Source organism: Novosphingobium sp. (assembly GCF_965229225.1).
GTDB lineage: Bacteria > Pseudomonadota > Alphaproteobacteria > Sphingomonadales > Sphingomonadaceae > Novosphingobium.
Window position 1 is genome coordinate 435,000 of sequence record NZ_OZ245867.1, and the last position, 25,870, is coordinate 460,869.

Genomic DNA, 25,870 nt, shown 5'->3' on the forward strand with positions numbered 1-25,870 from the left:
CAGATCAGCGGTAGCAGACCTTCTTGACCGCCGCGATCACCCGCGCGGTATCGACCAGCGCGAGCTTTTCGAGGTTGGCGGCGTAAGGCAGCGGCACATCTTCGTTGCAGACGCGCAAGACCGGAGCGTCGAGGTGGTCAAAGCCCTCTTCCATCACGATGCTGATGATTTCCGAAGCAATCGAGCAGACCGGGAAGCCTTCCTCGACCACGACCATGCGGTTGGTGCGCGCCAGGCTTTCGAGCACGGCTGCCTTGTCGAGCGGGCGCAGCGTGCGCAAGTCGAGTACTTCGGCCTCGATGCCTTCGGCGGCGAGCTTCTCGGCAGCGTCGAGCGCAAGGGCAACGCCGATCGAGTAGGTCACGATGGTGACATCGCGGCCCGGGCGCATGGTGCGCGCCTTGCCGATGGGGACGGTGTAATCATCCAGCTGCGGCACATCGAAAGCGCGGCCATAGACCAGCTCGTTTTCGAGGAAGACGACTGGATCGGGGCTGCGGATGGCGGACTTGAGCAGGCCCTTGGCGTCAGCCGCGTCATAGGGCGCGATGACGATCAGGCCGGGGACCGAGGCGTACCACGGCGCATAGTTCTGGCTGTGCTGCGCGCCGACGCGCGCAGCGGCGCCGTTGGGGCCGCGGAACACGATGGGGCAGCGCATCTGGCCGCCGGACATGTAATTGGTCTTGGCCGCCGAGTTGATGATGTGATCGATCGCCTGCATGGCGAAGTTGAACGTCATGAACTCGATGATCGGGCGCAGACCGCCCATGGCAGCGCCCGTGCCAATGCCGGCAAAGCCGTATTCGGTGATGGGTGTGTCGATCACGCGGCGGGGGCCGAATTCCTCGAGCAGACCCTGCGTGACCTTGTAGGCGCCCTGATATTCGGCGACTTCCTCGCCCATCACGAAGACGCGGTCGTCGGCGCGCATTTCCTCGGCCATCGCGTCGCGCAGCGCTTCGCGGACCGTGGTCGAAGTCATCGCGGTCCCGGCCGGGACTGCGGCGACGGGAGCCGGAGCAGCGACAGGCGCTGGCGGCGGGGGTGCCGCCACGACCGGCGCAGGGGCCGGAGCTGGGGCTGGCGCCGAAGCGGGTGCGGGCGCAGCCGGTTCGTCATCGCCGGTGATCGTGGCAATCACGGTGCCGACCTTCACGCCTTCGGTGCCTTCGGCCACCATGAGCGCGCCGATCACGCCCTCGTCGACCGCTTCGAATTCCATCGTCGCCTTGTCGGTCTCGATCTCGGCGAGAATGTCGCCGGACTTCACCGTGTCACCAGGCTTGACCAGCCACTTGGCGAGGGTGCCTTCCTCCATCGTCGGGGAAAGCGCGGGCATCTTGAGATCAATCGCCATGTCAGTAGGTCCCCACCAGCACGTCGGTATAGAGTTCGGCGGGCGCCGGTTCGGGCGAACTCTCGGCAAAATCGGCGGCTTCGGCGACGATCTGGCGGATCTTCTTGTCGATGGCCTTGATCGCGTCCTCGGTCACGCCGCGGCGCAGCAGATCCTGCTTGGCGCCTTCGATCGGGTCGTGATGATCGCGCATTTCCTGCACTTCCTCGCGGCTGCGGTACTTCGCCGGGTCCGACATCGAGTGGCCGCGATAGCGATAGGTGTTGAGCTCCATCAGCACCGGCCCATTGCCGCCACGGACATATTCGAGCGCGACCTCGGCAGCGGCGCGAACTTCGAGCACGTCCATGCCGTTAACGTCCATGCCAGGGATGCGGAAACCTGTGCCGCGGCGGTGGAAGTGCGTTTCAGCCGAGCCGCGCTTGACCGCGGTGCCCATGGCGTAGCCATTGTTTTCAACGACGAAGACGATGGGAAGCTGCCACAGGGCGGCCATGTTGAAGGTTTCGTAGACCTGGCCCTGATTGGCCGCGCCATCGCCGAAATAGGCCATGCAGACGCCGCCATCAGCCCGGTACTTGTGCGCGAAGGCGAGGCCCGCGCCCAGTGGCACTTGCGCGCCGACAATGCCATGTCCGCCGTAGAACTTGTGGTCGGTCGAGAACATGTGCATCGAGCCGCCCTTGCCCCGGCTGATACCCGCGCCGCGCCCGGTAAGCTCGGCCATGATCACCTTGGGATCGATGCCGTAGGCCAGCATGTGGCCGTGATCGCGGTAACCGGTGATAACGCTGTCGTGGCCCTCCTTGAGCGCCGACTGCAGGCCGACGGCGACCGCTTCCTGACCGATATAGAGGTGGCAGAAGCCGCCGATGAGGCCGAGGCCATAGAGCTGGCCGGCCTTTTCCTCGAAGCGGCGAATCAGCACCATCTGTTCGTAGAAGTGAAGCAACTCCTCGTCGCTCGCGTCGAAGCGCTTGTTGTTGGCGTGGGCCTGCTGGAGGCTGCGCAGCGCGAAGGTGGCTTCATCTTCGGGCGCAATGGCCGGAGGGACTGGGCTTGCCGCAGTGGGAGCGGCTTTGGGCGCAGCCGGCGACTTTGTCGCTTTGGTTACGCGCGGCTTGGCGGACTGGGCCAATGCGGTGGTTCCTTGTCTGGCAGCCTGGGGAGGGCACATGTCATGGCAGCAGCCCGTCCAAGGGGAGCGCCACAAGCGCCGCTATAGGACCAAGTGCCTGAAATCCGCAACGGTCAAGGCTTGGCGCCGCCGCTTTCGTATACCTATTCGAGAGGTATTCCGACGCAGCTACGCGCGAGGCAAGCCTGCCGCCATGCGGCGCAGAATCCAACGATTTAGGGAAATGGTGCACCCGGAGCGATTCGAACGCCCGACCCTCAGATTCGTAGTCTGATGCTCTATCCAGCTGAGCTACGGGTGCGTGGAAGCGCGCCTCTATAGCCGCCTCCCGGGCTTGGCAACCCCTAATGACGGTTTTTTAGATTGCGCTGCAATGCGGCGGCCAGTGGCACGTCGAGCGGCGGCATGGAAAGTGCAGATAGCGCCTCGGCATTCAGCCATTGCAGCTCGGCACCCGGCTCGGGCACAGGCACGCCTTCCCAGCATCGGCAGGTGTAGAGAAGGAGCACCAGCGGCCGCGTGCTTTCCTGTTCTGAATTCGCGGCGAACGTCAGCGGCACCAGGTCGGCTGCCTCGATGGTGATCGACAGTTCCTCCGCGATCTCCCGGACAAGGGCGGAGTCAGGCCCCTCACCCGGCTCCACCTTGCCGCCAGGAAACTCCCACAAGCCACCATGGGCGCGGCCTTCGGGCCGGCGCTGCATCAGCACCCGGTCCGCGCCATCAAGCAGGGCCAGAGCAACGACGATCAGCAATGTCGGGTTCGCTGCCATGACCGGCGATTCCATTTATCCTTTGTTAGCCTTGCCTCCCCTAGAATATACCTAGACGCGGACAGGGGTATCCGATTGATGTGGGACTTTGTCCGAAAGCCACTGGTGGACAACACAGGGGCCACCGCCATCGAGTATGGCCTGCTCATCGGTGTGATCGCAATGACGATGTTTTTCGGCATGAGCGGCTTTGTGAATTCGCTTTTCACGATGTACAACACGATCGATGCCAATATCACCAAGGCCAAGAAGTAGCCTCGCTTGCGCTGCACAACGCTGCGCGCATCGGGCACCGCCCGTCTGGACACGCCGCAGAGCGCAGCAAGGCCGGTATAAACACAAGATGTGATGTCTTTACGTTTTGTCAGGGAATGCCGGATATTTTGACACTTGCAATTTCGTGCGGCCGGGGGGTCGTAGAAGCGGAAGAGCACGTCAGCAGCGCAAGTTGCTAGGTGGAGGACCATTCGCATGACACTTATCAAGACGCTTCTTCGGGACGAAGAAGGTGCCACGGCCATCGAGTATGGCCTTATTGCTGCGCTGATCGCAGTTGCCGCGATTACGGCCATGGGGGCTCTGGGCAACTCGCTCTCGAACACCTTCACGCAGGTTTCGACCAAGATGCAGAACGCGCAGGACGGCAAGGGTCCGTTCTAACCGCGCGCGGTTTTGTAATCTGGCGATGAAGTCGGGGGTGTGGGTTTCCACGCCCCCTTCTTCGTGTGCGGGATCGGGTTATCCTCTGCGCATGGACTGCCGGATAACTTTACAGAACCTGCACCGCCTGCCGGGCCACGTGGCCGACCAAGCCCGCCCGGTTGCGCGCTGGGATCAGTAGACGATCAGCTTGACCCGTGCTCCGGGGACAAGCGGGCTTGCCGCATCGAGCGCGTTGAGCACCAGAAACCGGTCAAGCGGCCGATCATCGTAGGCCATCCGGCGGGCCAGCGATTGCACCGTATCGCCCTTCTTCACGGTTACCACCGTGAGCCGCCGTGCGCGCACCGCGCCAGCCTCGCCAATGGTGATCCGCCGCATCGAGGAGAACATCGGGTCGAACGCACCGGCCTGCCCGGCTGCGCTGATCGTGGTGAAGTGGAACGCCTGGCCCGGCCCCCAAGCATAGGCGAACACGACGACATCGCGCGCGCCATCGCTGGTATTGACCCGGGTCATGCCATAGGCCGCCGGGATGCCGTTGACCGTGGTGCTGCGCACTTCATTGGGCGCGACGCGCTGCTGGTCTGAAAGGCCCGCAAAGACCGCACGGACATAGGCATCGAGGTTGCCCGAGTAGGGCGCTGTGGACATCTCGCCCTTGCCCGATTGGCCGCTGATCGCAACCGAGCGGGTGCCGTTGACGAGATAGAAGCCCTGCGGCGCCTGGAAGCTCATGCGGAAACCGGGATGGAGGAACTTGCGCCCATCGACCACGCCCTGCTTGGGATCATCCCCATAGGTGATGCCCTCGACGCGGGTCAGGAAGAGATCGCGATTGGTCGTGCCGCGCGCATTTGTCCCGGCCAGCGCCAGCGCCGCCGTGACGCGTGAGGCGGGATCGGGGTGGGTGCTCGCCCATTCCGGCACCTTGTCGGTGGTGCCGGTGAGCTGGGCATCGAGCGCCGTCTGCTGGGCGAGGCTGCGCAGCACCGAACCCATCGCGCGCGGATCATACCCGGCGCGCTTCAGATAGGTGACGCCGAGCGCGTCCGCCTCGCTTTCCTGTCCGCGCGAATAGCGCAGGGTGAGGAGCTGGCTGCCGGTGGAGAAAATCTTCTGCCCGAGCTGGCCGAGCGCCGAATTGCCCAGCACTGCGCCGGCGAGGACCGAGCCGAGCACCCCGAGGATGCTGTTGCGCGTCGCGGCGCTTTCGCGCTTCTGCGAATGGCGGGCAGCGACATGGCCGACTTCGTGGCCGAGCACGCCGGCAAGCTCCGCCTCGTTGTTCATCAGCGCGACGAGCTGGCGCGTGACGTAGACATAGCCGCCGGGGATGGCGAAGGCATTGTTGACGGGCGAATTGAGCAGCGTGACGGTAAAATCGCTGCGCGCATTGCCGAGGCCGGACTGGAACGCGATCGTCTTGCCCACGCCTTCGACATAGGTCGCCTGCGGCCCAGTCACCGGGCCACCGAATTCGGCGAGCAGCTGCGGATGGGCCTTGGCACCTTGCGCCTTGTCCGCCGCGCTGATCGTGGCGACGGTGCCTTGCGCGTCTGCACGCGAGATCGGCACGGCAGGCCCTGCGAGGACGAGGCCGCCAGCCCCGGCAGCCAGCAGGAACGCGCGAAACGGGCGGTTGGTCATTGTTTCTCCCCTGTGCCTGCGGTGCGCGGGACCCAGGGTCCGGCACCACCATTAGCATGATGCCAGTCTAGCCATGCCAATGGTGTCAAGACCAGAGGCATTTGCTTCGGAAAGGTTCGCCTGCCCTCAGGCGCCGATGCGCAGGAACCGTTCGGCGCGCAGGGCGCGCAGCGTATCGGCCGGTTTGCCCGCGAGCGCGGCAAGTTCATCGGCAATCGCCTTGCCGAGCGCGAGCACGGCGGCGGTGCCATCGCGGTGCGCGCCGCCGACGGGCTCTGGCACGATCCGATCAATCACGCCAAGTGCGAGGAGATCTTGCGCGGTCATGCGCATGGCCTCTGCGGCCTCGGGTGCCTTTTCGGCGGTGCGCCAGAGGATCGACGCACAACCTTCGGGCGAGATCACCGAATAGACCGCGTGTTCGAACATGAGCACGCGTTCTGCGCTGGCGAGCGCGACCGCGCCGCCCGAGCCGCCCTCACCCACGATCGCGGCAACCATCGGCACGCCCAGCGCAAGGCAGGCTTCGGTGCTGCGGGCAATCGCTTCGGCCTGACCGCGCTCTTCCGCCTCGACCCCGGGGAACGCGCCCGAGGTATCGACCAGCGTGACGACCGGGAGACCGTAGCGGCTCGCCATTTCCATCAGGCGCACCGCCTTGCGGTAGCCTTCGGGCTTGCCCATGCCGAAGTTGTGGCGGATGCGGCTCTGCGTATCGTGGCCCTTTTCGTGGCCGATCAGCATGACTGCACGGCCTTCGAGCGTGGCGAAACCGCCGACGATGGCGTGATCCTCGCCAAACTTGCGGTCACCCCCAAGCGGCATGAAATCGGTGAAGGCCTTGCTCACGTAGTCGCGGAAATGGGGCCGCGAGGGGTGGCGAGCAACTTGCGTCTTCTGCCACGGCGTCAGCGAGCGGTAGGTGCTGGCGAGCAGCTCGGCAGACTTGGCTTCGAGCCGGCGGATTTCGGACGCGATGTCGAGCGCGCCCGTCTGCGCCGTCTCGCGCAGCTCGGCAATGCGCGCCTCGAGCGCGGCAATCGGCTTTTCGAATTCGAGATAGGAAATCATCCGCGCCGCGCTAAGGCTGGCTGGCCGCTGGGTCAACCTTTTGCGCCGTGTTTTGCGCCGCCGCACCCATTCCTGGGCCCAGCGGATGGCGGCTGTTGACCAGCGCGACGAGCCTTGCGGCATCGACATGGGTGTAGATCTGGGTCGTCGCGATATCGGCATGACCGAGCAGGGTCTGCAGCACGCGCAAGTCTGCACCGCCTTCAAGGAGATGCGTGGCGAAGGCGTGACGCAAGACATGCGGGCTGACCTTTTCCGGGTCGAGCCCGGCCCTGAGCGCCAGATCGCGCAGGAGCTGGAACAGGCGCACCCGCGTGAGATGGCCCCCACCTTGAACCTTGGTGCGCGGGCTGGGAAAGACCCAGCGCCCACCCTTTGGGCGCAGCGCCAGCCAGCGCGTGAGCGCGGCACCCGCGCGCGCGCTGACCGGGACCATGCGCTGCTGGCCGCCCTTGCCGGTGATCATCAGGAACGGCGCGTCGCGCGGGATGGCGGCCAAAGGCAGCGAGACAAGTTCGGTGGCGCGCAGGCCCGAGCCATAGAGCAGTTCGAGGAGGGCGAGCATGCGGGCCCCCTCCCCTGCCTGCGCCTCGCTCTCCGCCAGGGTGAACAGCGCGGCGATCTCGCCGTGCCCGAGCAGGCGCGGCAGCGGACGGCGGATGCGCGGGCGCGGGAGCGCGGCGGAGGGATCATCACTGCGCAGGCCCTCGTCCGCAAGGAAACCGTAGAACTGGCGCAGCGCCGAAGCTTTGCGCGCAAGGCTGGAGGGCGCCAGATCGCGCCAGGCTTCGGCAAGGCCGGCGATGGCCTCGTTGTCAGCGATCACGAGATCGCCGATCTCCTCGCGCGCCGCTCTGAGGTCCCGCCCATAGGCGGCGAGCGTGTTGGCGGCGGCGCCGCGTTCGGCGGCGAGCATCGCAAGGAAAGCCTCGATCGGATCGTGCGAGGGTTCCGGCGCCATCGCGCGTCAGACCCGCGCCACGGCCTCCGCCGCGATCATCCGCGCCTCACCCTCCAGCCCGGCACGGCGCAGCGCGGCGACGATGTGGTAGAGATGCAGCGGGGTCATCTTGTCCCACCCGCTGCCCTGCATCCCGAACCCGGCGAGCAAGGCTACCAATACGGTGTTTTCCGAGGCGGCGGCGGCATCGATGGCGCGAGTCCAGCGCGTCTCGCGCGCAAGGTCGAGCTTCAGATCGTCGGTCACGCGGCGCGCGGTGGCGGGATCGACCCGGCCGAGGCCCATCAACCCGGCCAGGAGGAAGCGCGAGCGCAAGCCGCCGGTGCTGGTATCGCCCGATTGGAACGTACCCAGCGTATCGGCGCTGATCGCGGCGGACTTGGCGGGCGCGGCCAGTGCGATGAGGCCCCAGGCCTCGCTGCCGACGGGGACCATGCTGGCCCAGCGGGCCGCGTTGCGATCGAGCCCGGCGGTGAGCATCGAGGCGATGAGCCCCTTGGCATCACCGGAAAGATTGGCATCGGGCGTGATGCGTGCAGCGGCATAGGCGGTGAGGACGAGGCGCGAATAGGCGCGGTCCGGATCGCTGGCATCGCCCCAGAGATTGCGGATGGCCGCGAGCCGGTCAGCCACGTCGGCGGCGAGATAGGCGCTGCGCAGCGTATCGGCGAGCGGACCCCACGTGCGGTCAGGTTCGTCCAGCGCGCGGATCTCGCTGTAGAGATCGACCATGGCGGCGGACGACAGAATGCCGCGCTCGGCCGCGATATCGGCGGCTGCGGCGCGGGCGGTGAGCGGGAGCATCGGCGCGCGCACCGCAAGGACGGCATAGGCCGCGCCCGCCTGCTTGCGCAGCGCTTCGGGCGGTTCGAGGCCGGTGGCGAGCGCAAGGCCAGTGCGCCAGGGCGTGAGACTGTCCACCCCGGCCCACTCGATCTTCACCGCACGGTGGCCCTGGCTGGCCGCTCCGGCAAACTTCTGGGCGAGCAGGATGTCGATCTTGGGCGCGGTGCCCTTGCGCATGGCGTTGTCGAGCACGGCAAGCGCAGGCGCGCCCTCTCCGCCGGTGAAAGCGGTGCAGATCGCGCGGGTCAGCGTCCAGTCCCAGCCCGGCCGGCCGGCGGCGGTGAGCGCGGTGATCGGGCAGAGGCCGACCGGATCGGCGGTAGCAAGGAAGCTCCCCATCGCCGCATCCTCGAGCGTCCGGGTGTAGAAGCCGCTATCGACTTCCTGCACCATGGCGCGCGCGGCATCGGCTTCGCCCATGCGCAGCAGCACTTGCGCGCGCAGCGCCGCCCAGTCTGCACCGTTCATGCCGACGGGCGTATCGAGCCGGCTCGCGAGGGCGCGGCGGAGCAAGATGTGGCCCCAGCGCGAGACGAGATCGCCGCGCATGCTCGTCAGCAGTCCAGCGACGAAGGGGCCGTTCAGATAGTGGCTCGAGACGGCAGGGAAGCCGCCATCCGCCTGATCGAAGAAACCGACGCGAGAAAGGCTGCGCTGCGCGTGCGGGGGAATGTCCGCACGCGGCTTGGCGCTGGCGATCAGTTGGTCGATCAAGGCCGGATCGATGTCGCCCGTTCCATTGGCGGCAGCAACCGGGGCGGCGGCTGCCGGTGCAGGGTTGCCGGGGAGCGGCTGAACCGTCGGCACGGAAACGGCCTGCGCGGTGGGCGACGAAGCCGGGCGTTGCACGTTGACAACGGCAGGTGCGCCCGTCCGCGTCGGTGCGGGTGCGCTGGCAGCCGGGCGCGGCGGCGACTGCGGTTTGCGCACTGGCGCGGCGGGCTTGTCGTCAAAACCCGGTGGAAGCAGCGATTCCTGCGCGGTGACGGCAATCGCCGAAAGCGCGCCGATGGCAGCGCAGGTCAGGGCAACAAGGCGAACGCGGCGACGGCTCACAGAGCGGCCTGTGCGCTCGGCGCCGCAACGGGCGTCTCGATCCAGCGTGTCGGCTGCGTATCCCCCATGAACCATGCCAATGCCAATATCGCCACCATCATCAAGAGGCCGAACAATGCCAGAATTCGAGCCTTCACCAAACACGCTCCTGCGGCCGCTGACCTTGCCCGCCTTCGGGGCGTTGCCGCAGCTCTTGCACAACACCTGCTCAACCCTTGCACTCGCCCCTAGCGCAACTATAGGCGGCGCGGCAATGGAGCACGAAGACCCCTCCTTCTCAGCCGCCGCGGTCCAGCGGCTGGCGGCCCGCATCGATCGGCCGATCGTGCTGGTCGGCATGATGGGCGTGGGCAAGACAACCGTGGGGCGCAGGCTCGCCGCGATGCTGGGCGTGCCCTTCTGCGATGCCGACGAGGAGATCGAGAAGGCGGCGCAGATGTCGATCCCGGAGATCTTCGCGCAATTCGGCGAACCCTATTTCCGCAGCGGTGAGCGCCGGGTGATCGCAAGGCTGGTGGGCGAGGACGGCGCGCCGGTGCGCCGCGTGCTGGCGACCGGCGGCGGCGCCTTTGTCGATCCCGAAACGCGCGCGCTGATCCTGCGGCGCGCGATCGCAGTGTGGCTCGACAGCGATCTCGATACGCTTGTCATGCGGGTGGGGCGCAAGGGCAACCGCCCGCTGCTGAAGACCGGCAATCCGCGCGAGATCCTGGCGAAGCTCAAGGCTGAGCGCGGCCCCTCCTATGCCGAAGCGCCGATCCATGTGAAGAGCGGCAACCAGCCCCATCAGGCGACCGCGCTCACCATCCTGAAGGCAATCGATGCATGGCTGTAATCCCCGTCAATATCGCAGGCGCGCCTTATGAAGTGCGGATCGAGACCGGGCTTCTGGCGGCAGCCGGCCAACACTGCCGCCCGTTCATTCGCGGCGGCAAGGTGGCGGTTGTGACCGACGAGCGCGTGGCGGCCGCCTGGCGCGAAACGGTTGCGGGTTCGCTCCTGGCCGCAGGCATCGCCAGCGCATGGCTCGTGCTCCCCGCTGGCGAGACGACGAAGAGCTGGGAACACCTTGCCCGCACGGCCGACTGGCTGCTCGAGCAGGGTGTGGAGCGCAAGGACAGCGTGATTGCGCTAGGCGGCGGAGTGATCGGCGATCTGACGGGCTTTGCCGCTTCGATGGTGAAGCGAGGCTGCGGGTTCATCCAGATGCCGACGACTCTGCTGGCGCAAGTCGATTCGAGCGTGGGCGGCAAGACCGCGATCAACACCGCGGCGGGCAAGAACCTTGTCGGCGCGTTCCATCAACCGGTGCTGGTGCTGGCCGATCCGCTGGCGCTCGATACACTGCCGCCGCGCGAGACGCGGGCGGGCTATGCCGAGGTGGTGAAGTACGGCCTGATCGATGACGCCGCGTTCTTCCATTGGTGCGAGGCCCACGGTCCTGCGCTGCTGGCGGGTGATGCCAAGGCACGCGAACATGCGATTGCCACGAGCGTCGCTGCCAAGGCGCGGATTGTGGCGGCGGACGAGAAGGAAACGCTGGGCGTGCGGGCGCTGCTCAATCTGGGGCATACCTTCGGGCACGCGCTGGAGGCCGAGACGGGCTTTTCGGACCGGCTGCTCCACGGCGAGGGCGTTGCGCTCGGTTTGGTGCTGGCGGCGCGCTACTCGGCGCGGATCGGGCTGATGGCCGGGCAGGATGCCGAGCGCGTCGCGGCCCATATCGGCGCGGCGGGGCTGCCAGCTTCGCTTGGGACGCTGGGCCTCAGCTGTGACGGCGCGCGGCTCAAGTCGCATATGCTGCACGACAAGAAGATGGACGCGGGCACCCTGCCCTTCCTGCTGATGCGCGGGATCGGCGAGACGTTCCTGGCCAACGACGTCGATCTGGTGGACGTCGCCGCGTTTCTCGACGCGGAGCTCGCGCGAGGGTAAGTCTCGGGCTCCTCAAAATCGCCAATCAAGCAACCATTCGTGTCGAGCGAAGCCGAGACACCAGACGCTGCGCCAAGTGACTCGGCTTCGCTCGACACGAACGGGAACAAGGGGCTGAAGTCCTAGAAAAGCCGCGCGCCGTTGGGCACTTTGCCGTCCGGTGCGAAGAGCACAACGCGGCCCTCTTCGTCCGGAAAACCGACTGTCAGCACTTCGGACATCATCTTGCCGATCTGGCGCGGGGGGAAGTTCACCACCGCAGCGACCTGCCGGCCGACAAGCTCCTCGGGCGAATAGAGCGCGGCGATCTGCGCGCTCGAACGCCTCACGCCGATGCCCTCTCCGAAGTCGATCGCCAGCTTGAGGCTGGGCTTGCGCGCTTCGGGGTAAGGCTCGGCACTCACGATCGTGCCCACGCGGATATCGACCTTGAGGAAATCGTCAAAGCCGATGAGGTCTGCCGCAGGGGCTGATGGATCGTGTTCGAGATGCACTTACTTACCCTTGAATTCTGCTTTGCGCTTTTCGAGGAAAGCGCGGATGCCTTCCGTGGAATCTTCGCTGTCACCCGCCTTCCACTGGCCTTCCGCCTCGATCAGCAGTGCGGCGGGGAGATCGGTTTCAAGCGCGCGCGCCACATTCTGGCGCATCACGCCGAGGGCCACTGTCGGCCCGTTGGCGAGCCGGTCGGCCAGCGCCATGGCTTCGTCGGCCAGCGTGGCATCGTCGACCGCCTTGTAGATCATGCCCCATTCCTCGGCCTTTTCCGCGCCGACGCGTTCGCCCAACATCATCATCTGTAGCGCGCGCGACTTGCCGATCAGGCGCGGCAGGACCCAGCTGGCACCGCCATCGGGCACGAGGCCGATGTTGACGAACGCCTGGAGGAAATAGGCGCTCTTCGCCGCGAGCACGAAATCACCCATCAGTGCGATCGAGCAGCCGACGCCGGCGGCGGGGCCGTTGACCGCGGTGACCAGCGGAACGCCGAGGCGCGAGAGCTTGGCGATCATCGGGTTGTAATGCTCGGTCAGCGCCTTGTAGCTGCCCGCGCCGCCCGCAACGCTGCGCTTGCCGGTGGCGGCAAGATCGGCACCGGAGCAAAACGCGCGCCCTTCGCCCGTGATCACCACCGCACGCGCGCCTTCGAGATCATAGAGCGCGTCGCCGATTTCGACGGCCATGTTGGGCGGGCAGGCATTGAGCCGCTCGGGCCGGTTGAGCACGATGCGGCGGACAAGGCCGACATTTTCGACGCGGATCGTTTCGTAGGACATCGCTCTTTCCCTTAATCGTTCGGTTAAGAGAATGGCTAAGCCAGCCTTGCCACCTTGGCAAGCAGGTTCAGCTGGTCCTCATAAAAGCGCCAAGGTTAGGGTCCAGGGTTCAGGAATGCGCCTGCGCGAAGGCGGCTGCCGCCCCGAACAGGCCCGGCTGCGGGTGCGTGATCAGCTTGACCGGCATGGCCGCCATCAAGCCCTCGAAGCGGCCCTTGGCGCTGAAGCGTTCGGCAAAACCGGAACGCACGAGCGTATCCTTGATCCTGAGTCCAAGCCCGCCCGCCATGACAAGCGCGCTGGCGCCGTGCGCGAGCGCGAGATCGCCCGCAACACTGCCGAGCGAGAGGCAGAACCGGTCGACCGCAGCAGCAGCAAGGCTGTCTTCCCCGCTGGTGCCGAGCGCCCAGAGTTCCTTGTCGGTAAGCGAGGTGATCGCCCTGCCCTCAATGCTGGCCAGTGTCTCATAGATATCGACGATGCCGGGACCGGCCACCACTCGCTCAGCCGAAACGCGGCGGTGTCGGCCGCGCAGCCGGGCGAGGATAGCGTCCTCGATCTTGTCGAGCGGGGCATAGTCGATGTGGCCGCCCTCGGTCGGCTGGACATGGTAGGAGCCGCGCTGGCGCCAAAGCTGCGCGACGCCGAGCCCGGTTCCGGGGCCGACAACGCTGATCGTACCTTCCTCGGGCAGCAGCACATCGGGGCCGCAAAGATGAATGAAATGGGCTTCATCCGCCTGCGCCACGGCATGAGCGACGGCGGCGAAGTCGTTCACGACAACATAATCCGGCGCGCCCAGCTTTTCGGGGATCAGCGCGGGACGGATGATCCAGGGGTTGTTGGTAAAGCGGATCAGCTCGCCCCCGACCGGCCCCGCGACCGCGATAGCCACAGCGGGCGGCAGCGTGCCGCCGGAGAGGCGCGCGAATTCTTCCCAGGCTAGCTGGAAACTGGGATGATCGGCGGTCTTGAGCGTGACCGCCTCACCCAGCGAGGCAACACGCCCGGCCTCGACTTCGGCCATCGCAAAGCGGGCGTGCGTTCCGCCGATATCGACCGCGACCAGTTGCATGTCCCACTCCCCCTAGTGTGCGCGCTGCTCTGCGGCAGGCGCTTATCTATGCATCAAAGCCCCGCGAGCGCCAGCATTGCCGAACCGCCGCGTTCTGCGGGATCAGCGAAGTGGCGCATCATGGCGAAAAGCTCGCGGCCGACGCCGATGGCCTCGTCCGGCGCTTCGGCGGGTATGCGAGCGGCCCATTCGGCCTCGTCCACCAGCGCGACAAGTTCGCCGGAATCCGCGCAAACGCGTACCACGTCGCCATCCTTGAGAAGGGCAAGCGCACCGCCCTTCTTGGCTTCGGGCGAGACGTGGATGGCGGCCGGCACCTTGCCCGAGGCGCCCGACATGCGGCCATCGGTAACGAGCGCGACGCGGAAACCGCGGTCCTGCAGCACACCGAGCGAGGGGGTGAGCTTGTGCAGTTCGGGCATGCCGTTTGCGGCCGGGCCCTGAAAGCGCACGACCACGATCACGTCGCGCTCAAGCTCGCCTGCCTTGAAGGCCTTCAGCACATCGTTCTGATCGGAGAACACGCGGCACGGTGCCTCGATCGTCCAGCGGCTGCGATCGACCGCGCTGACCTTGATCGTGCCGCGGCCGAGATTGCCGTGAACGAGGCGCAGGCCGCCTTCGGGCTGGAACGGTTCGGCCACCGGGCGCAGCATCGCGGGATTGAGGCTTTCGCGCGGCGCGGGATCCCAGCGCAGCGTATCGCCATCGAGCACCGGCTGCTGCGCACCTTCGAGCAGCGATTCGCCATAAACGGTGCGGATATCGCCGTGGGCTAGGCCGGCCTCGACCAGCTCGCGGATCACGTAGGGCATGCCGCCTGCTTCGGCGAAACCGTTCACGTCGCCCGAACCATTCGGATAGATGCTGGCGACGAGCGGGACAGCGCGGGAGAGTTCGTCCATGTCGTCCCAATCGATCTGCACCCCGGCGGCGCGGGCGATGGCGGGGAGATGGATGACGTGGTTCGTCGAGCCGCCGGTGGCAAGCAGGCCGACGATGGCATTGACGATGGCCTTTTCATCGACGCAGTGGCCCAGCGGGCGATAGTCGTCGCCATCCCACGTGATCTCGCTGACGCGGTGGACAGCGGCGCGGGTCAGTTCCTGGCGGAGCTTGGTGCCGGGATTGACGAAACTGGCACCGGGCATGTGGAGGCCCATCATTTCCATCATCATCTGGTTGGAATTGGCGGTGCCATAGAAGGTGCACGTCCCGGCGGAATGGTAGCTGGCGCTTTCACTTTCGAGGAGTTCGTCGCGCGTCGCCTTGCCTTCGGCATAGAGTTGGCGGATGCGCTGCTTTTCCTTGTTGGCAAGGCCCGTCTGCATCTGGCCAGCGGGCACGAGGATTGTCGGCAGGTGGCCGAAGCGCAGCGAACCGATCAGGAGGCCCGGCACGATCTTGTCGCAGATGCCGAGCAGCAGCGCCGCCTCGTACATGCCGTGGCTGAGGCCGACTGCCGTGCCCATCGCGATATTGTCGCGGCTGAACAGCGAAAGCTCCATCGAAGCCTGACCTTGCGTCACGCCGTCACACATCGCGGGGACGCCGCCTGCAACCTGCGCAGTCGCTCCGACTTCGCGGGCGAAGATCTTGATCTGCTCCGGATAGCGGCCATAGGGCTGGTGCGCCGAAAGCATGTCGTTGTAAGCAGTTATCACGCCGATGTTAGCGCTTTTTCCAGTGCGCAGCGCGATCTTGTCGTCACCCGCAGCGGCAAAGCCATGCGCGAGATTGCCGCAGGAAAGCACGTCGCGATTGACGCCGGCATCGCGGGCGCGGGCGATCAGATCGAGATAGGCGCTGCGGCTCTGCGCCGAGCGGGCGATGATCCGGTCAGTGACCTTGGCGACAACAGGATTGAGGGGCATCATTCGCTCCAGTAGATCGTGATGGGCGGGCCATAGCCCCGCAGAAAGTCTGAGACGGGATAGGCGTCGGAACCGGCGAGAACCTTCTCGATCAACGCCTTCTTCGACGCGCCGGTAACGACGAGGATAATCTCGCGAGCGGCCTTCAATGCGCGCTTGTTGAGCGTGAGCCGGTCGAACGGGGCTTCCGGCGGCAGCGGGATCGGGGTGGTGGCGATCACCGTCGGGCCGGGGCGGACGAGCGCATGCATGTGCGGGAAGAGCGAGGCGACATGGCCATCCTCGCCCATGCCGAGCCAGACGAGATCGAAGGGCTGAACCTGCACACCTTCTTCAAGACGCTCGAACACCGCGCCGGTTCCGGCGAGCGCTGTATGGAGCTTGCCGAAATTGCTCGCCGGATGATCATCGGGCACACGCCGATCATCGGTCAGCGCAATGGTCGCACCAGTCCAGTCGAGGTCTTGTTCTGCGAGCAGCGCGAAAACCTTCAGCGGAGTGGAACCGCCGGTGAAGGCAAGCCGCTTGGGGCCGGGCTGCGCCAGCACGCGGGCGATATGCGCGGCGACAGCGACGGCATCGCCGGGTTTGGCCCAGGTGACGTCAGTCATGCCAGCTGCGCCCGTCGCGCTCGGTCAGCGCGATGCCGGCGTTGGGGCCCCAGCTGCCGGCGGCGTAGGGCCGCACTTCAAGGCCCGTCTCCGCCCAGACGCGGCGGATCGCATCGACCCAGGTCCACTGCGCCTCGACCTCGTCACGCCGCACGAACAGGGTTTGCTCGCCTTCGATGAGATCGAGCAGCAGGCGTTCGTAGGCTATGCGGCGGCGGGCCTTGGCAAAGGCGGTGGTGAGCGAGAGGTCGAGGTTCACTTCGCGCAGCACGATCCCACCGCGATCAAGCCCGGGTTCCTTGGCCATGACCTGAAGGCGCACGTATTCCTCCGGCTGCAGGCGGATGACCAGGCGGTTGGCGCCCAGTTTGCCGCCGCGGCCCGAGAAGATGTTGTGCGGCACGCCCTTGAACTGGACGACGATCTCGCTGCGCCTCTCGGCCAGACGCTTGCCATGGCGGAGATAGAACGGCACGCCCTGCCAGCGCCAGTTATCGACGTGCGCCTTGATCGCGACATAGGTCTCGGTGTCGGAAGGCTTGCCGAGATCCTCGAGGTAGCCCGTGACGGCACTGCCGCCGACCGCACCCGCGCCATATTGGCCGCGCACCATTTCCTCCGCCTTCACCGGGCGCAGCGCGCGCAGGACTTTGACTTTCTCATCGCGGATCGACGTCGCATCGAACTCGACCGGCGGCTCCATCGCGGTAAGCGCGACGAGCTGGAGCATATGGTTCTGCACCATGTCGCGTAAGCCGCCGGTATCGTCGTAGAAGCCCTTGCGGCCCTCAAGGCCGACCGTCTCGCTCACCGTGATCTGGACATGGTCGATCCCGGCGCTGTTCCACAGCGGCTCGAACATCATGTTGGCAAAGCGCAGCGCAAGGAGGTTCTGGACCGTTTCCTTGCCGAGATAGTGGTCGATCCGGAAAATCTGCTTTTCCGAGAAACCCGCCGCGACCGCGTCGTTGATTCGGCGGCTGGAGGCCAGATCGTTGCCGAGCGGCTTTTCAAGGCCGATGCGCACCCCTTCGTGGGCGAGCCCGGCAAGGCGCAGGCCTTCGATGGTCGGCTCGAAAAGCGCGGGCGCGGTGGAGAGGAAGATCGAGAGGCCGCAGGAAGTGTCACCGAGCTTTTCGGCAAGCCCCGCGAAGCCTTCGGGCTTCGAGGCATCGAGCGTCTGATATTCGAGCCGCTCAAGGAAGCTTGCCAACTTGGAATCATCGCGGCGGTCGGCGGGGAGGAACTCCTCAAGCGCGGCGCGGGCCATTTCGCGAAATTCGCCGTCGTCGTGGACCGAGCGCGCGGTGCCGACGATGCGCAAGGTGGGATCGATCAGGCCGTCTTCGTGCAACGCATAGAGCGAGGGCAGCAGCATGCGCCGCGAAAGATCACCGGTTGCGCCGAACAGGAGCAGGGCGGAACAGCTGGTGGCGGCCATGGGCGGCAAACTCCTCATCCGGGCCTTTTGATGCGGGGCCCGCAAGGCTCCCCTAGACCCGAATGCCCGGGGCTTCAGCACGCATAAGTATGCGAGTTGGAATGGACAAGCCTCAGCGCCGGAAGAGCCAAGCCAGGATCTCCGGCAGGCGTGCCGCCCAGGCGTTTTCCTCGTGCTCGGCCAGCGGGTAGACGCGGCTCTCGAAATCGGTGCCGCGCTTCCAGCCCAGCTTCACGAACTCGGCGTCGATGGGTTCCTGATAGGGCGCGTAGAAGGCATCGAGCGTGCCGGTGCCGTGGTCCATCCAGATGCGCCGGCCAGCGGCCGCGCCCAGTGTACGGTCGAAAAAGCCGGTCCACAGGCCCAGCGTTTCGGGATTGAAGCCCTTCACCGTATCGGGGCCGATGGCAGGCCAGTGCGAACTGACGCAGGCGGCCTGCCCATAGACATCAGGGCGCGCGGCGATGGCATAGCAGCTCATCAGGCCGCCCATGCTGGAGCCGGCGATGGCGGTATCCTCGCGGCCTGGGCGTGTGCGGAAGGACGCATCGACCCAGCCTTTCAACGGCCCCGCCAACCACGCCAGATAGGCATCCGAGATCACCGGGCCGCCGGCAATTTCGTCCATCTTCGCCTTCAAGCCCGGCGACGCGGCATCATAGGCCGGGCGCGGCAAATACTGGCGGAAGCGGTCCTTACCCGGCGCCCAGATGCCAACGATGATGCGTGGTTCGATCCCCTGCCCCATGACCTTGAGCATGGCCTTGTCGGCCGCCCAGATCTTGTTGAAGTTGGAGTTCTTCAGATCGAACAGGTTGTGCCCGTCGTGCATGTAGAGGACGGGATAGCGTTTCCCGGACGTGTCATAGCCCGGCGGCAGCCAGATCGTGAGGCGCTGGGGCGGCAGGCCTGCCGCCTGTACCTCGGTATATTCGATGCGGCGCCCGGTATCCTCCTGCGCTACGGCCAGCCCCGGCAGGAGAAGCGCCGCGAGCAGCAGGAGAAGCCGCCGCACGGTCACTTGCCCGAGTGCAACCGGATCGCCGCGCCGCCGCCGGGTGCGAGCCAGAGCGGCAGTTTGTCGCCCTTCTTCAGCGTCAGCGTTGCATAGGCGATCTTGTGCCGGGCGTCGGTCTCGTATGTCGCGCCCTCGCCGTCCTTGTAGATGGTCGCAGTATAGGTCTTGCCCGGATCGAGGAAATCCATCGCGAGCGTGACATCGCGTGCCGAGTGGCCGTTGACCCCGCCGACATACCAGTCCTCGCTGTTGCGATCCTTGCGCGCGAAGATCGCGTAATCGCCCACTTCACCCGCAATGAGGTGGCTCTCCGACCAATCGGCCGGTACCTGACGGATGAACTCCAGTTCCTTGGGATGCGCCGCAAGGCTTTCGATGAAGTCCGAGGCCATCTGGATCGGCGAATAGATCGCGAGATAGAGGCCGAGCTGCTTCGCGAGCGTTGAGGCGAGCGGCACGTGGTTCGCGCCTTCGAGGCTCAGCATCCCCGGCGTGAAGTCCATCGGCCCGGAGAGCATGCGGGTATAGACCAGCGTCGGCTCATGGTCCGGCCCGTTGGCGAACTGACCCCACGCGTTGTACTCCATCCCCCGCGCGCCTTCACGGTCGATCCAGTTAGGCCAGGTGCGGCGAAGGCCGGTGTCCTTGACCGGCTCATGCGCATCGATCGCCACTTGGTACTTGGCCGCAGTCTCGACCACCTTCATGTGGTGCTGAACGTTGCGCTGGCCTTCGTGCCACTCCATGCGCGTCTCGCCCGGGGCATCGCCGGGGGCCACGATACCGCCCGCATCCGCAACATAGCCGGTCTTGACCGAATGCATGCCGAGCGACTGGTAGAGCTTCATCGCCGGTTCGAGCTGCGCTTCGTAGTTGGCGATGTTGCCGCCGGTCTCGTTGTGGCCGATCAGCTGGACCTTGTTCTTCGCTGCATAAGCCGCCACCGCCTTCAGATCGAAATCGGGCACAGCCTCGGTGAAGCTGAAGTCTTGCCCGTGGCCGAACCAGTCACCGTTCCAGCCCTTGTCCCAGCCTTCGACGAGGAGGCCACCGAAGCCGTTCTTCCTGGCAAAATCGATATACTGCTTGGCACGCTCGGTGGTGGCGCCGTGGCGCGGGCCTTCGGCCCAGGTCCAATCACCACGGATCATGCCCCACCAGATGCCGATGTACTTCATCGGCTTGAACCAGGAGACATCGCCGATCTTGTTGGGTTCATTGAGATTGAGCTCGAGATCGTTCTCGACAAGGCCGGCCGCGCTATCGGCGATGCGGATCGTGCGCCAGGGGGTGTTGAACGGCAGATCGCGGATAACCGCCGCCCCGCGCGAGGATGGCGCAAGCGTCGTGCGGAACAGCTGGCGTTCGGCGCGCTTGAAATACATCGCGGAGTAATCGACCAGCGCCGCTTCGTGGAATGCGAGGTGCGTCCCGTCCTCGAGGCGCATGGTGATCGGCGTCTGCGCAGTTGCTACAGCGTCGATCGGCGTGCGCTGATAGATCTGTTCCTCGCGGTTCCACTCAAGGCCGGCGACCCAGAACGCAGTGCCGGGCTGCGCGACGTCGAACTCGGTCCACTCGTCGCCGATCTTCATCGTCTTGAGGCCGGGCTGCTCGGGCAGTTCGTAGCGGAAACCGAAGCCGTTATCGAACAGCCGGAAGCGCACGTTCATCTTGCGGCCGGCGTAGTCCGCGTTCTGTTCGAGGTGGACGAGCACTTCGTTGTGATGATCACGCACGAAGCGGCGTTCACCCCACGGCTGTTCCCATGTGCTGTCAGCGCTCGCGGTTTCAGAACCGGTGATGCGGAAGCCGCGCACCAGATTCAGCCCGTCGGTCAACGTGAAGCCAAGCTTAGACGCGCCGATCAGAAGCTTGCCTTTGCGCGAGAGCGAGTAGACCGGGCGATCCGAGCCATCGGTGGTGACGGTGAGCACGAGCGTGCCATCGGGCGATGCGGCGGTTACCTGAGCCTTTGGCGGCGCGGCCTGCGCCAGTGCGGCGGAAGGAAGCAGCGCAGCAGCGGCGAGCGCCGAAAGAGTGGCCTTGACGGTAAACCGGAGCATGGTCTGGGTCATTCCTCGATCAAAAGCGCGCCAAAGGGCGGCAGGGTTCCGGGTGCGGCACCGTTGACGGCGCTCAGCACGCGACCAGCAGGAGAGGCTGCAGCGGGCCAGGGCGCCGCCAGATGCCCCATGTTGAACACGCCCGTAACGCGCGAACCTTCGGCGCTGCGGCGAATTGCGAGCACATTGCCACCTTCGTGGAGCACGGTGAAATCACCGGCGCGCATGGCCATGTTTTCCTTGCGCAGCGCCAGCAGCGCGCGCGTCAGGTTGAGGAGTGAAGCGGGATCTGCGTCCTGCCGGTCCACCGCGCGCGCATGGTTCTCTGCACCCAGCGGCAGCCACGGCGTGCCTGTGGTAAAGCCCCCCTGTTCGCCCTGCGCCTGCCACGGCAGCGGAGTGCGCGCGCCATCACGCGAAAGCGTCAGCGGCCAATTGGCGATCGCTTCCGGGTCCTGCACCTGCTCAAAGGGTATCTCGACTTGCGTGAGGCCGAGCTCTTCGCCCTGATAAATGATGATGTTACCGCGCAGCGAAGCGAGCAGCATGGCCTTCATCCGCGCGAAGGCCTCCACATCCTGCGGTGCGCACCAGCGCGACAATGCACGCGGCGCATCGTGGTTCTCGAAGGCCCAGCTCGGCCAGCCCGTGCCCGGAGCATCGGGCCATTTGGCCTGCGTATCGGCCACAAGCTGCGGTGTCAGGCGGTCGGCGTAGAGGAAATCGAAGCCGTAGGCGCTGTTGAGACGCTCCTCGCCGGCAGTGAACTCCTTCATTTCCGTCTCGGCGAGATCGCCGCCGACTTCCGCGAGCGTAAACACCGCACCATACCGGTTGCACAGACCCCTGAGCCGTTCGATGAAGCCGACAATGCCCGGGTGCGACTGGTTGTAGATCTTGAGCTGATAATCGAACGGGCGGGTGCGGCGGCGACCGTCGTAGGGCGCGGGCGGATTGTTGCGCAGCGCCGGGTCGTGCATCAGGAAATTGAGCGCATCGATGCGGAAGCCGTCGACGCCGCGATCAAGCCAGAACTGCATCACGCCGAGCAGCGCATCCTGCACGGCCGGATTGTGCGCGTTGATCTGGGGCTGGCTGCTGAGGAAATTGTGCAGGTAATACTGGCAGCGGCGCGCGTCCCACGTCCATGCCGGGCCGCCGAACACCGACTGCCAGTTTGACGGCGGCGAACCGTCTTCCTGCGGATCGGCCCAGACGTACCAATCGGCACGCGGGTTGTCCTTGCTCTGGCGGCTTTCCTCGAACCACGGATGCTGATCCGAGGTATGGGCATAGACCTGATCGATGGTGACCTTGAGGCCGAGTTCGTGCGCGCGCGCGACCATCTTGTCGAAATCGGCGAGCGTGCCGAAGATCGGATCGACGTCGCAGTAATCCGCGACGTCGTAGCCGAAATCGCGCATCGGCGAGGTGAAGAAGGGCGAGACCCAGATCGCATCGACCCCGAGCACGGCGACATGATCGAGCCGCTGGGTGATCCCCGGCAGATCGCCGATCCCGTCCCCGTTCGCATCGCAGAAGCTGCGCGGATAGATCTGGTAGATGGCAGCGCCCCGCCACCACGGCAGATCGTCCGGTGCGGGGTTTGGCTGAGCAAGGCGTTTTGCTTGAGTCATCGGGTAGTCTGTGTCCCTGGGGAGGAAGGGAGAAGGCGGCACACCGCGCTGCCGAACGCGGGAAGATCGAGCGTGACGCTGCCCGGTGCAGCAACGCGCGCCGGGCAGACGCCGAACAGCGTTTCGAGCGTTTCGGCCGAAGTACCGACAACACTGGCGGCATGGATCGGGGCATCGGAGGTGTTGAAGGCGATGAGATACTCGGCGCCGCTCTCGGGATCGAAGCGCGAGACGCTGAACAGGCCCGGTTTCTCCTCATAACCGCGCACCACCTGCCGCCCGCGCGCAAGCGCCGGGTGCGCGGCGCGCAGGGCGGCGAGATCGCGGATCAGGCGGTAGAACGGGTGCGCGGGATCGAAGTGGTCCGCGCTGGCTGGGCGGGTTGTGTCAAGCACGGGATTGTCGAGGTAGCTCGCCGTTCTGCTCGGGAACATGTCCTCGCGCGAATCCGTGTCGTTGCCATCACCGATAAAGCCCTGTTCGTCGCCATAGTAGATCACCGGCGAACCGCGCAGCGTGAGCAGCATAACATGGGCGAGGCGGACGCGGGCCTCGAGTTCGGCTAGGCCGATTCCGGGCCGGTCATGGCGGACGAGCGAGGCAAAGCGGCCCATGTCGTGATTGCCAAGGAACGTCGGCATGGCGAGCGCCGCTTGCTCGCCCCCTTCGTAGAGCACGTCGCCGTCGAACAGTTCGGCCAGCACGCTGGTGCCCTTGCCCTGCCCCAGCACCGCGCGGACCGAGCCTTCGAAGGCGAAATCGAGCACAGCCGGATAGCCGTCGCGCCGGGTATACTGCGCGATATAGCCGTTGCTCGGCTCCTCCCGCGCGACTTCGCCGAAGATCGTGAAGTTGGGAATGCCTCTGGCCTTGGCGGTCTCAAGCATGGCCGGGATGAACGCCTGCCAGAAGCCGGGGTCGACATGGCGCGCGGTGTCGATTCGGTAGCCGTCTATGCCGAAGTCTTCGATCCATTGCCGGTAGATAGCGATCATGCCCTCACGAACGCGGGGATGTTCGGTGAACAGATCATCCAGACCGACGAAATCACCGAAACGGGCACTCTCGCCGGTGAAGGTGGTGTCGCCGCGGTTGTGGTAGAACGCCGGATCGTTGAGCCATTCAGGCACTTTGACGTGCGCTTCACCGGCAGGAACGAAGGGTGTATAGGCGAAGGCGGGATCGATGAGCTTTGCAAAGTTGGCGGGCGAGGAATCCTGATCCCCTGCGAAACCTGCATTGATCGCCGGCCCGTTTACGCCGGCCTTGCGCGAATAGGGGTAGTCCGCGCGGGACCGATAGGGGAAGCCGCCGGCGGCATTCGGCTCGCGGAACTGGATCACATCGGCCGTATGGTTGGCGATAATGTCCATGTAGACCTTGAGCCCGCGCGCATGGGCGGCATCGACCAGCGCCTTGAAATCGGCGTTTGTGCCGAAGTGCGGATCGACGCGGGTAAAGTCGGTGATCCAGTAGCCGTGATAACCGGCACTCTCCAGCCCCGGCACCCCCTGCACCGGCTTGTTCTTGAACACCGGACCGACCCAGACTGCGGTCGCGCCAAGGCCCCTTATGTAGTCAAGCCGCTGGATCAGGCCCTTGAGATCGCCACCATGGTAAAAGCTCTTCGAGGCAGGATCGAAGCCGGTCTTGAGCCGGTCGCCCTTGAGGCCGCCGCGATCGTTGGCAGGATCGCCGTTCTCGAACCGGTCGGGCAAAAGAAAGTAGATCACCTCGCCCGCCGCCGGGCGCACGCGCACAGCATCGAGCGGTACATCGGCGCGGGCAGGCGCGCTGGCTGCAGCGAGCACGGCCAATGCGGCAAGGCCTACCCAGCGCTTCACGCGGCGGCGCCCAGATTGAGCGGCGGCGCGGCGCAATGGCGGGCGATGAAATCGGCATGGCCGGGATAGCGCTCCACCTCGCGGACGTAGAGCCCGTTCAGCGTTTCGAGATAGGACTTGAGATCGGCCTCGTCGATTGTCTCGGCCAGCGCGTGGCTGCGCTGCGGAACGATCCCCTGCCCCGCCATGACCTGGAACCAGCCCACTTCGCCGAACAGCTCGTCCCCGTGGCGGAAGATATGGCCGTTGGCGCGAAACAGCTCGATGCGGTCGCTCAGCGTATCAGGCAGCGCCAGCTCGCGCATCGCCTGCCAGAATGGTTCGGGCCGCTGGTTCACGTGGTAGTGCAGCACGATGAAATCGCGGATGCGCTCCATCTCGAAGGTAAACTGGCGGTTGTATTCATTGCGCGCGGCCTGGGTCTGGTCCTTGCCGGGCAGGAACTTGAGGATGCGCGAGATCGCGGTCTGGATAAGGTGGATGCTGGTCGATTCCAGCGGTTCAAGGAAGCCGCTGGAGAGCCCGACCGCGATCACATTGCCGCGCCACGCCTCGGCGCGGCGCCCGGTGGTGAAGCGGATGGGCCTGGGATCCGCAAGCGCGGGGCCATCGAGGTGGGCAAGCAGGCTGTCCGCCTCCTCTTCATCCGAGGTGAAAGCGCTGCAATAGACGCGGCCATTGCCGGTGCGGTGCTGGAGCGGAATGCGCCATTGCCACCCCGCTGTATGCGCGGTGGCGCGGGTATAAGGGGTGAAGTCCGGGGCACGGCCGCTCGGCACGGCCAGCGCGCGGTCGCAGGGTAGCCAGTGGCTCCAGTCGACATAACCGCTGCCCATGGTGCCACCGATCAGGAGGCCGCGAAAACCGGTGCAATCAATGAAGAGGTCGCCGGAAATCTCCTCGCCCGAGGCAAGGGCAAGCGCCGTGATGTCGCCGCTCAGCGGATCTTGCCGGACCTCGGAAATCCGGCCTTCGCGCCGGGTAACGCCGCGGCTTTCCGCGAACTGGCGCAGAAACGCGGCATAGAGCCCCGCGTCGAAGTGGAACGCGTGCGGCATTTCGGGGATGTTGCGGCTGGTCAGCGGTGCGCCGCGATGCATGCGGCCCGCGCGTGCAGCAAGATCGTTGATTGCATAAGCGCCATGTGGCCCGGCAATGCCGAGTCGACGGCCCCGCGACCAGTAGTGGTGGAAGGCGCAGAGCCCGACATCGCGGCCGACATCGCCGAATGCATGCATGTAGCGCTCGCCCGGCGCACCCCAGCCCACGAATTCGATCGCGAGCTTGAAAGTGGCCTGCGTGGCGCGGATGAAGGCGTCCTCGTCGATCCCGAGCGCCTGATTGAACATGCGGATCTGGGGGATCGTGGCCTCGCCCACACCGACGGTGCCGATCTCTTCGGATTCGACAAGCGTGACGGTGAAGCCGGTATCAAGGAAATGGCCGAGGGCGGCAGCCGTCATCCAGCCCGCAGTGCCACCGCCGGCCACGACGATACGAACGGGGTCGGTGTTACCTCCGCTGCCGCTGGTCTCAGTGCTGCGCATCGCAGGCTCCCTGTAGCCCGACTGACGGGG

General features: G+C 65.8%; 23 protein-coding genes and 1 tRNA gene. 4 read left to right on the plus strand and 20 right to left on the minus strand.

Translation table 11 applies throughout. The features are described from left to right. Nucleotides 1–4 precede the first annotated feature (4 nt). The 4 genes from ACO06X_RS01725 to ACO06X_RS01740 all read right to left on the minus strand — a co-directional run bounded on the left by ACO06X_RS01725 (nucleotide 5) and on the right by ACO06X_RS01740 (nucleotide 3,286). Nucleotides 5–1,360, minus strand: a complete 1,356-nt coding sequence (locus tag ACO06X_RS01725) for a pyruvate dehydrogenase complex E1 component subunit beta (RefSeq protein WP_421838294.1) — start codon at nucleotides 1,358–1,360, stop codon at nucleotides 5–7. A 1-nt stretch (nucleotide 1,361) separates the two neighbouring features. Next, nucleotides 1,362–2,498 carry a pyruvate dehydrogenase (acetyl-transferring) E1 component subunit alpha gene (gene pdhA, locus ACO06X_RS01730; RefSeq protein ID WP_421838295.1) on the minus strand — a complete coding sequence of 379 codons (1,137 nt, stop codon included), beginning with the start codon at nucleotides 2,496–2,498 and terminating at the stop codon, nucleotides 1,362–1,364. 224 nt (nucleotides 2,499–2,722) lie between these two features. Then, nucleotides 2,723–2,799: transfer RNA gene (locus ACO06X_RS01735), tRNA-Arg, on the minus strand. 43 nt (nucleotides 2,800–2,842) lie between these two features. Beyond that, a complete protein-coding gene (locus tag ACO06X_RS01740; RefSeq protein ID WP_421838296.1) occupies nucleotides 2,843–3,286 on the minus strand; it encodes a (deoxy)nucleoside triphosphate pyrophosphohydrolase in 444 nt (147 codons plus the stop codon). Nucleotides 3,287–3,376: 90 nt separating this feature from the next. On the opposite strand from ACO06X_RS01740, the gene ACO06X_RS01745 reads away from it, so the two are divergent. Then, nucleotides 3,377–3,526: a Flp family type IVb pilin gene (locus ACO06X_RS01745; protein ID WP_421838297.1), complete on the plus strand. Its 150-nt coding sequence runs from the start codon at nucleotides 3,377–3,379 to the stop codon at nucleotides 3,524–3,526. Between the two features lie 216 nt (nucleotides 3,527–3,742). Next, complete coding sequence (locus ACO06X_RS01750; RefSeq protein ID WP_421838298.1) at nucleotides 3,743–3,931, plus strand: Flp family type IVb pilin; 189 nt, start codon at nucleotides 3,743–3,745, stop codon at nucleotides 3,929–3,931. A 174-nt stretch (nucleotides 3,932–4,105) separates the two neighbouring features. Here the strand turns inward: ACO06X_RS01750 and ACO06X_RS01755 are convergent, their stop codons facing one another. From ACO06X_RS01755 to ACO06X_RS01775, 5 genes are all read right to left on the minus strand, one after another. Next, nucleotides 4,106–5,581, minus strand: coding sequence for a M48 family metalloprotease (locus tag ACO06X_RS01755; RefSeq protein WP_421838299.1), 1,476 nt, complete (start codon nucleotides 5,579–5,581; stop codon nucleotides 4,106–4,108). A 126-nt stretch (nucleotides 5,582–5,707) separates the two neighbouring features. After that, on the minus strand, nucleotides 5,708–6,652 hold the full coding sequence (locus tag ACO06X_RS01760) for an acetyl-CoA carboxylase carboxyltransferase subunit alpha (RefSeq protein WP_421838300.1): 945 nt from the start codon (nucleotides 6,650–6,652) through the stop codon (nucleotides 5,708–5,710). A gap of 10 nt (nucleotides 6,653–6,662) precedes the next feature. Beyond that, complete coding sequence (locus tag ACO06X_RS01765; RefSeq protein ID WP_421838301.1) at nucleotides 6,663–7,613, minus strand: tyrosine recombinase; 951 nt, start codon at nucleotides 7,611–7,613, stop codon at nucleotides 6,663–6,665. 6 nt (nucleotides 7,614–7,619) lie between these two features. Continuing rightward, nucleotides 7,620–9,515 (minus strand): hypothetical protein, encoded by a 1,896-nt coding sequence (locus ACO06X_RS01770; RefSeq protein WP_421838302.1) that lies wholly within the window; start codon nucleotides 9,513–9,515, stop codon nucleotides 7,620–7,622. Next, nucleotides 9,512–9,652 (minus strand): hypothetical protein, encoded by a 141-nt coding sequence (locus tag ACO06X_RS01775; RefSeq protein WP_421838303.1) that lies wholly within the window; start codon nucleotides 9,650–9,652, stop codon nucleotides 9,512–9,514. The genes ACO06X_RS01770 and ACO06X_RS01775 overlap by 4 nt, the downstream gene beginning before the upstream one ends. Before the next feature lie 116 nt (nucleotides 9,653–9,768). On the opposite strand from ACO06X_RS01775, the gene ACO06X_RS01780 reads away from it, so the two are divergent. Then, nucleotides 9,769–10,350, plus strand: a complete 582-nt coding sequence (locus ACO06X_RS01780) for a shikimate kinase (RefSeq protein ID WP_421838304.1) — start codon at nucleotides 9,769–9,771, stop codon at nucleotides 10,348–10,350. Next, a complete protein-coding gene (gene aroB, locus ACO06X_RS01785; protein ID WP_421838305.1) occupies nucleotides 10,341–11,450 on the plus strand; it encodes a 3-dehydroquinate synthase in 1,110 nt (369 codons plus the stop codon). Before ACO06X_RS01780 ends, aroB begins: the two co-directional genes overlap by 10 nt. Nucleotides 11,451–11,572: 122 nt before the next feature. Here the strand turns inward: aroB and ACO06X_RS01790 are convergent, their stop codons facing one another. From ACO06X_RS01790 to ACO06X_RS01840, 11 genes are all read right to left on the minus strand, one after another. Beyond that, the gene (locus tag ACO06X_RS01790) at nucleotides 11,573–11,944 is read right to left on the minus strand and encodes a tRNA-binding protein (protein ID WP_421838306.1); all 372 of its coding nucleotides are present in this window, start codon (nucleotides 11,942–11,944) and stop codon (nucleotides 11,573–11,575) included. Beyond that, the gene (locus ACO06X_RS01795; RefSeq protein ID WP_421838307.1) at nucleotides 11,945–12,727 is read right to left on the minus strand and encodes an enoyl-CoA hydratase-related protein; all 783 of its coding nucleotides are present in this window, start codon (nucleotides 12,725–12,727) and stop codon (nucleotides 11,945–11,947) included. Between the two features lie 109 nt (nucleotides 12,728–12,836). Continuing rightward, nucleotides 12,837–13,802: a glucokinase gene (locus tag ACO06X_RS01800; RefSeq protein WP_421838308.1), complete on the minus strand. Its 966-nt coding sequence runs from the start codon at nucleotides 13,800–13,802 to the stop codon at nucleotides 12,837–12,839. 53 nt (nucleotides 13,803–13,855) lie between these two features. After that, on the minus strand, nucleotides 13,856–15,676 hold the full coding sequence (gene edd, locus ACO06X_RS01805) for a phosphogluconate dehydratase (protein ID WP_421838309.1): 1,821 nt from the start codon (nucleotides 15,674–15,676) through the stop codon (nucleotides 13,856–13,858). Further along, complete coding sequence (locus tag ACO06X_RS01810; protein ID WP_421838310.1) at nucleotides 15,676–16,287, minus strand: 6-phosphogluconolactonase; 612 nt, start codon at nucleotides 16,285–16,287, stop codon at nucleotides 15,676–15,678. The genes edd and ACO06X_RS01810 overlap by 1 nt, the downstream gene beginning before the upstream one ends. Next, nucleotides 16,280–17,728, minus strand: a complete 1,449-nt coding sequence (gene zwf, locus ACO06X_RS01815) for a glucose-6-phosphate dehydrogenase (RefSeq protein ID WP_421838311.1) — start codon at nucleotides 17,726–17,728, stop codon at nucleotides 16,280–16,282. Before zwf ends, ACO06X_RS01810 begins: the two co-directional genes overlap by 8 nt. 112 nt (nucleotides 17,729–17,840) lie before the next feature. After that, complete coding sequence (locus ACO06X_RS01820) at nucleotides 17,841–18,743, minus strand: alpha/beta hydrolase (RefSeq protein WP_421838312.1); 903 nt, start codon at nucleotides 18,741–18,743, stop codon at nucleotides 17,841–17,843. 2 nt (nucleotides 18,744–18,745) lie between these two features. Then, entirely contained in the window at nucleotides 18,746–20,824 is a 2,079-nt protein-coding gene (locus ACO06X_RS01825) for a glycoside hydrolase family 97 protein (protein ID WP_421838313.1), read from the minus strand. Then, nucleotides 20,821–22,449 carry an alpha-amylase family glycosyl hydrolase gene (locus ACO06X_RS01830; RefSeq protein WP_421838314.1) on the minus strand — a complete coding sequence of 543 codons (1,629 nt, stop codon included), beginning with the start codon at nucleotides 22,447–22,449 and terminating at the stop codon, nucleotides 20,821–20,823. The genes ACO06X_RS01825 and ACO06X_RS01830 overlap by 4 nt, the downstream gene beginning before the upstream one ends. After that, nucleotides 22,446–24,293 (minus strand): alpha-amylase family glycosyl hydrolase, encoded by a 1,848-nt coding sequence (locus ACO06X_RS01835; protein WP_421838315.1) that lies wholly within the window; start codon nucleotides 24,291–24,293, stop codon nucleotides 22,446–22,448. Before ACO06X_RS01835 ends, ACO06X_RS01830 begins: the two co-directional genes overlap by 4 nt. Then, nucleotides 24,290–25,840, minus strand: coding sequence for a tryptophan halogenase family protein (locus tag ACO06X_RS01840; protein ID WP_421838316.1), 1,551 nt, complete (start codon nucleotides 25,838–25,840; stop codon nucleotides 24,290–24,292). Before ACO06X_RS01840 ends, ACO06X_RS01835 begins: the two co-directional genes overlap by 4 nt. Nucleotides 25,841–25,870: the final 30 nt, after the last annotated feature.